Source organism: Streptomyces sp. NPDC054847 (assembly GCF_053610925.1).
Map to the genome: position 1 here is coordinate 1 of NZ_JBSGZJ010000420.1, position 6,238 is coordinate 6,238.

A 6,238-nucleotide genomic window follows, 5' to 3' on the forward strand; every position below is an offset into this window, starting at 1 on the left:
CTCGGACGGGTCGCGCCGGGCCGCGGCGGGGGGGGGGGGGCGGGGGCCGGGGGCCCCCGGGGGGGGGCGGGGAGGGCCGGCCGGGCCAGGGGCCCGGCCGCCGCACCCGGAGGCACTCAGGAAGAGAACAGCATCCGGCCGAAGCTCCGCTGACGGTTGTGCCCGTGGTGACCACCATGGTGCGGGGCGCCCCACGCCGGAGCCGGGGGCGCGGCCGGGTAGGCCTGCGGGGCGTGCGGAGCCGGCGGCACGGGCGGGGCCTGCTGGGTCCACTGCGACTCCAGCCGAGTCAGCGACTCCAGCTCGCCGTAGTCGAGAAATATGCCCCGGCAGCCGCTGCACTGCTCGATCTGAACACCATTGCGGTTGTACGTGTGCATCGCTGCATGGCACTTGGGACACTGCATCGTCTGGTCAGCTCCTCGCCGTTCGGTCGACGTCGCCCGGATGCATGCCCGGCGACGATGAATTCACCCTACGACGGAGCATCGAACTCCAACTCGGGTCACAGTGTCCCGATTCGGGTACAGGCGTCCAGCACCGCCCGCTCGACGTCGTCCGGTTGACGCCCCTCCGCAGCCGACTTCGCCAGAGCGAGCGCCGCGGTCTGAACGGTCAGCGCCCGCGCGGGCACATCCAGTTGGGGCCACGGGTCGCCGACTGAAGGAACAGCACCGCCGTCCGCGGCGGTGTACGCGCCGAGGAACCGCTGCCAGATCTCCGGCGCCAGCAGGCCCGTCGCGAACCACGCAGCGGGACGGGCCAGGTCCCAGGCCGGGTCGCCCAGCCCCATGTCGTCCACGTCGATCAGCAACCACGGGCCGTCCGGGGCGGGATGGCGGACGAGCTGGCCGAGGTGCAGGTCACCGTGGCACACCGCGTCCCGGCGCGGGGACGGCGCCTCCCCCCGCGCCCAGGCCGGCAGGCGCTCCCAGGCGCGTCGCACGTCGGGCGCGGCCGGGTGGTCCGGCGCGGCCGCCTCCATGCGGGCCACGGCGGCGGCGGCCTTGGCGGGACCGCGCATGGGTGGGAGCGGGGCCGGGCGGATGGCGGGGTTGGGGCCGGGGGTTGTGGCGGGGCCGGGGGGCGTCACGGGGCCGGGGGTGGTGGCTGTCGGGTCGGCGGCGGTGGCGTTGCCCGGGGCTGCGCACGACAGCCGGGACGGCGCGACGCGGTGCAGGCGCGCCAGCAGGACCGCGGCCTCCTCCCAGGGCGCGGCGTCAGGGTCCGCGGGGTCTACAGGGACGCCGTAGGGCCAGGTCGTGACGGGGCGTGGTTCGCTCGAGAGCGGACCTGTTCCCGTCAGGTGGCCGGCCGGGAGCGGCGGCAGCAGGATTCCCGCCAGCGCGGGGTGGGCCGCCAGGGCGACACGTATCTCGTGCGCTGCCCGGTCGGTGTCGGGAGCGTGGGCCTTCGCGACGGCCGCGCCATGGCGCACGACGATGCCGTCAGGGCGGTCGGCGAGCGTCTGCGTCCCGGCGTCGTGGGCGCCGCAGGCGCGGCAGGAGCCGCGTGGTGCGGCCCGGTGCGCGGCGTCGCGGGCGACGGTGGCGAGGGCGCGTACGACTGAGGCGGTCACGGGGGGAGCGTATCGGGGGCGGGCCCCCGGTCGGGCGGGGCCCGGTCCCGGCGGTGCCGGAGCGGTCCGGCGTTGCCCGGTCGAGTGCGTGACGTCCCCAGGTTGGGCCCCGGGCCGGGTGGGTGGCGCGGGGGGCGGGGCCTCCGGAGGGGGGTGCCCGGAATGGCTATCCTCACCGCGCTTCGCGCGAGTTGCGACCCTTTACTTCCGGACACCCCCCTCCTCCGACCCCACCCCCCTCCCGCCGGACCCAACGGACCGTGGTCCCGCAGGAGTGCGTCTCGGCCTGCTGGCCCGTACCGGCCGGTGGTCGCTCGATGCGCCACGGCAACCGGTCTCCGCCTGGTGGGGGAACCCCGCGGGCCGGCGGCATGGCACCGGGGGCTGATACAGGCGGCTGCGTGAGGGGACACGAAGGCGTGGAAGGCACGGGTGCGGGTCCGCCAGGGCTCGTTGGGCACCGGCGGCGGATACAGGCGGGCTGGGTGAGGGACGCGGGTGCGTGCGGCGGCACGCGGAAAGCGCGTGTGCGGGTCCGCCGGGTATCGCTAGGCGCCGGTGCAGGTGCTGGTGGGCTACGAGGGGGCGCGTGTGCGTGGGAGGGCAGGTGGAAGACACGGGTGCGGGCCCGCGGGGCACCGGGTGCGTGCCGGTGGGCGTCAGGGCATGCGCGATGGCCGGTCAGCTCCCCAGCTGACCGGCCATCACTGCCGTCCGCCGCACCCCCGTCCCCACGGGGTTGTTGGCCGGATGTCCCCGGCCCGGACCGCTCTTCCGGGCCCGGGGCGCCGTTCAGCGCCCCAGCATCACGCCTACGGACGACGCCTGTGTGACCACTGCGTCCCAGCCGCCGAAGACGACCACCAGCAGTGCCGCGAGGGGAAGGACCATGGCCGTCGCCACCAGAGGGTGGCGCGTGCCGGACTGGCGGCCGCCGAACGCGGCGGATGCCTTGCGTCCCTGCGTGCGGATCATCCGCGTTGCCGTGTCCGCCATGGTCCTTCTCCTGTCGTGGTTGGCAGCGGCGGGTGTCTGACCTCGGGGGACGAGTGCTGCACCCGCCGCTTGACATCAACATTAGGGAAACCGAGGGCCCCGGACGTCATGCCCTCGTACCGATTACCGGGCCTCCCGGAGGATGAGCCGTCACCCCCCGGCGTACTCCCCTGGGTGGAGAGAGGCGGTGGGGAGTTGGGGTCTTCCCGGAGGGGTCGTGCGTCACTCCGCGGCGTCGACCCGCGGGACGGGCTGTTCCACCAGGGCAAGCACCCGAGTGGCCATGAATCGGGCCGTCCGGACGACAGACCCGGAACGGGTGACTTCGCTCACTTCGACCACCCCTCTGCGCACCGCCGTCTCGACCCTGCGGCCCGCCCGGCTTGCCACCACTTCATACGTACGGGTCGTGTCTCCCGCGTCCACGACTATCTCCACGCGGTCACCCTTCATCGATCCAATCCCCCTTCTGCGACTGACCGTTGAGATCACGCACGGGTCAGGGGAGATGGATCCGCCCTCCGCTGACCACTGCTCAATTCTCCCACCCGGCACTGACAAACGATCCGGTCGGGAGGGCGCGGCCTATGAGCGCACCGGCGCGGGGGTACGTAAGCTGTGCCACGTCAAAAGCGGACGACCGGGCAGCGGGGTGGGGCCTCCCCACCGTAGGTAGGGGACGGACATGGCGATGATGCGGCTCCGGCGCGAGGACCCGCGTGTCGTCGGCTCGTTCAGGCTGCACCGGCGGCTGGGCGCGGGCGGCATGGGTGTCGTGTATCTGGGCTCGGACCGGCGGGGGCAGCGGGTCGCACTGAAGGTGATCCGGCCGGACCTGGCGGAGGATCAGGAGTTCCGTTCGCGCTTCGCGCGCGAGGTCTCGGCGGCGCGGCGTATCCGCGGGGGCTGCACGGCCCGGCTGGTCGCGGCGGACCTGGAGGCGGACCGGCCGTGGTTCGCCACGCAGTACGTGCCGGGGCCGTCGCTGCACGACAAGGTGGTCGAGGAGGGTCCGCTGCGGGCCGCCGACGTGGCCGCGGTGGGTGCCGCGCTCTCCGAGGGGCTGGTGGCGGTCCACGAGGCCGGTGTGGTGCACCGTGATCTGAAGCCGTCCAACATCCTGCTGTCGCCCAAGGGGCCGCGGATCATCGACTTCGGTATCGCCTGGGCCACCGGCGCGAGCACCCTGACGCATGTGGGCACGGCCGTGGGGTCGCCCGGTTTCCTCGCGCCCGAGCAGGTGCGCGGTGCGGCGGTGACGCCCGCGACCGACGTGTTCGCGCTGGGGGCGACCCTGGCGTACGCGGCGATGGGCGACTCACCCTTCGGGCACGGCAGTTCCGAGGTGATGCTGTACCGGGTGGTGCACGAGGAGCCGCAGCTGCACGGGGTGCACGACGCGCTGGCGCCGCTGGTCTCCGCGTGCCTCGCGAAGGATCCGGAGGAGCGGCCGAGCACGCTGCAACTGTCCATGCGGCTCAAGGAGATCGCCGCCAGGGAGGCCCAGGGACTGCATGACGCCCGGCCGCCCGTGCAGCGGGAACGGGTCGAGCTCAACCGGCCGACGGCGCGCTATCCGGAGCGTGTGGATCGCACCGAGCGCATGGAACGGCGTACGGGCGGGTCGCTGCCCAGGCCGCAGACGTCGTCCCGCACCGGTGGCGGGTCCCGGCCCCAGCAGCCTCGGGGCACCGGCCGTACCAACGGCCGGCCGGGCACCAGACCCGGGGTGCGGACCACCTCGACGGGCCGGCGGCCGGCCAATCCGCGGCTGCTGCGTCAGCGGATCACCGTCTTCTTCGTGGTGACGCTGATCGTGGCGCTGGGCATCGCGGCCGCCCAGAAGCTGTGACGGGTCAGGCTCCGGGGCGGCCGGTGGCGACCGCGTAGAAGGCGACCGCGGCCGCCGCGCCCACGTTGAGCGAGTCGACGCCGTGGGACATGGGGATACGCACCCACTCGTCGGCGGCCATGAGGGCCTTGGTGGACAGCCCGTCCCCTTCGGCGCCCAGCATCAGCGCCACCCGCTCCAGGCGGTGGGGGGCCGCCTCGTCGATGGAGGTGGCCTTCTCGTCGGGGGTGAGGGCGAGCAGCCGGAAGCCCGCTTCGCGGACCGCTTCGAGGCCCTTCGGCCAGGCGTCGAGGCGGGCGTACGGAACGGAGAAGACCGCGCCCATGGAAACCTTCACGGAACGGCGGTAGAGCGGGTCGGCGCAGTCCGGTGAGAGCAGCACGGCGTCCATGCCGAGGGCGGCGGCGCTGCGGAAGATGGCGCCGATGTTGGTGTGGTCGTTGACGGACTCCATGACGACCACGCGGCGGGCCGTGCCGAGCAGTTCGGCAGCGTCCGGCAGCGGCTTGCGCTGCATGGAGGCGAGCGCGCCGCGGTGGACGTGGTAGCCGGTGACGCGTTCGGCGAGGGCCGGATCGACCGCGTAGACGGGTGCGGGGACCTCGTCGATGACGTCGCGCATCACGTCGATCCACTTGGCGGAGAGCAGCATGGAGCGCATCTCGTAGCCGGTCTGTCCGGCACGGCGGATGACCTTCTCGCCCTCGGCGATGAACAGGCCCTCTTCGGGTTCGCGGCGGCGGCGCAGTTCGACGTCGGTCAGGCCCGTGTAGTCCCGCAGGCGGGGGTCGTCGGGGTCGTCGATGGTGATGAGATCGGCCACAGGGTGATACTGCCTTCTTGGATGTGCGGTGCCAACGGTTCCCGCAAGGTCGGGTTACCGGTGGTTACTTGCGCGGGCCGACGGCGACGACGTCCCCGATGACGATGACGGCCGGGGGCCGCACGTCCTCGGCCCTGACGGTCTCCGCGACGGTGGCGAGGGTGGCGTCCACCCGGCGCTGGGCGGCGGTCGTTCCCTCCTGGACGAGCGCGAGCGGCGTCTCGGGTGCCTTGCCGTGCGCGATGAGGGCCTCGGCGATGGCGCCGATCTTGTCGACGCCCATGAGGATCACCAGCGTGCCGCGCAGGCGGGCGAGGGACTTCCAGTCGACGAGCGATCGCGGGTCGTCGGGCGCGACATGGCCGCTGACGACGGTGAACTCGTGGGCGACGCCGCGGTGGGTCACGGGGATTCCGGCGGCGGAGGGGACGGAGATGGAGCTGGAGATGCCGGGCACGACCGTGTACGGGATGCCCGCCTCCGCGAGCGCCTGCGCCTCCTCCATGCCGCGGCCGAAGACGTACGGGTCGCCGCCCTTGAGGCGGACGACGGCCTTGCCGGCCTTCGCGTGCTCGATGAGCGCGTTGTTGATGGCCTCCTGCGCCATGAACCGCCCGTACGGGATCTTGGCGGCGTCGATGACCTCCACGTGCGGCGGGAGTTCGTCGAGGAGGTCGCGCGGACCGAGCCGGTCGGCGATGACGACGTCCGCCTCCGCGAGCAGCCGGCGGCCGCGGACGGTGATCAGGTCCGGGTCGCCGGGGCCGCCGCCGACGAGGGCGACGAACGGGGCGCGGCTGCGGTGGTGGGGCGCGGCGAGGGTGCCGTCGCGCAGGCCCTCGACGATGGCGTCGCGCACCGCGGCGGAGCGTCGCGGGTCGCGGCCGGTGAGGACGGCGACGGTCACGCCGTCGCTGCGGCCCGTCGCCGGGGTCCAGGCGGTGGCGGCGTCGGCGTCGTCGCTGCGGACGCACCACGTCTTGGTGCG

7 protein-coding genes are annotated in these 6,238 nt (G+C 73.8%); 1 reads left to right on the top strand and 6 read right to left on the bottom strand.

Translation table 11 applies throughout. The features are described from left to right. Nucleotides 1–116: 116 nt before the first annotated feature. The 4 genes from ACWGH4_RS28965 to ACWGH4_RS28980 form a co-directional block, all read right to left on the bottom strand. Nucleotides 117–407: a TFIIB-type zinc ribbon-containing protein gene (locus ACWGH4_RS28965; RefSeq protein ID WP_453466134.1), complete on the bottom strand. Its 291-nt coding sequence runs from the start codon at nt 405–407 to the stop codon at nt 117–119. 98 nt (nt 408–505) lie between these two features. Continuing rightward, complete coding sequence (locus ACWGH4_RS28970; RefSeq protein WP_453466136.1) at nt 506–1,579, bottom strand: phosphotransferase family protein; 1,074 nt, start codon at nt 1,577–1,579, stop codon at nt 506–508. 792 nt (nt 1,580–2,371) lie between these two features. After that, entirely contained in the window at nt 2,372–2,575 is a 204-nt protein-coding gene (locus ACWGH4_RS28975) for a hypothetical protein (protein WP_189475062.1), read from the bottom strand. A gap of 222 nt (nt 2,576–2,797) precedes the next feature. After that, on the bottom strand, nt 2,798–3,028 hold the full coding sequence (locus ACWGH4_RS28980) for a hypothetical protein (RefSeq protein WP_189475064.1): 231 nt from the start codon (nt 3,026–3,028) through the stop codon (nt 2,798–2,800). A gap of 232 nt (nt 3,029–3,260) precedes the next feature. Between ACWGH4_RS28980 and ACWGH4_RS28985 the strand changes: the two genes are divergently transcribed. After that, nucleotides 3,261–4,427, top strand: coding sequence for a protein kinase domain-containing protein (locus ACWGH4_RS28985; RefSeq protein ID WP_441265326.1), 1,167 nt, complete (start codon nt 3,261–3,263; stop codon nt 4,425–4,427). Nucleotides 4,428–4,431: 4 nt separating this feature from the next. Here ACWGH4_RS28985 and ACWGH4_RS28990 read toward each other — a convergent pair whose 3' ends face one another. Together ACWGH4_RS28990 and cobA are read right to left on the bottom strand one after the other, a co-directional pair. Next, entirely contained in the window at nt 4,432–5,250 is an 819-nt protein-coding gene (locus tag ACWGH4_RS28990) for a TrmH family RNA methyltransferase (protein ID WP_453466139.1), read from the bottom strand. A 64-nt stretch (nt 5,251–5,314) separates the two neighbouring features. Then, on the bottom strand, nt 5,315–6,238 hold a 924-nt coding region (gene cobA, locus ACWGH4_RS28995), incomplete at its 5' end, for a uroporphyrinogen-III C-methyltransferase (protein ID WP_453466141.1).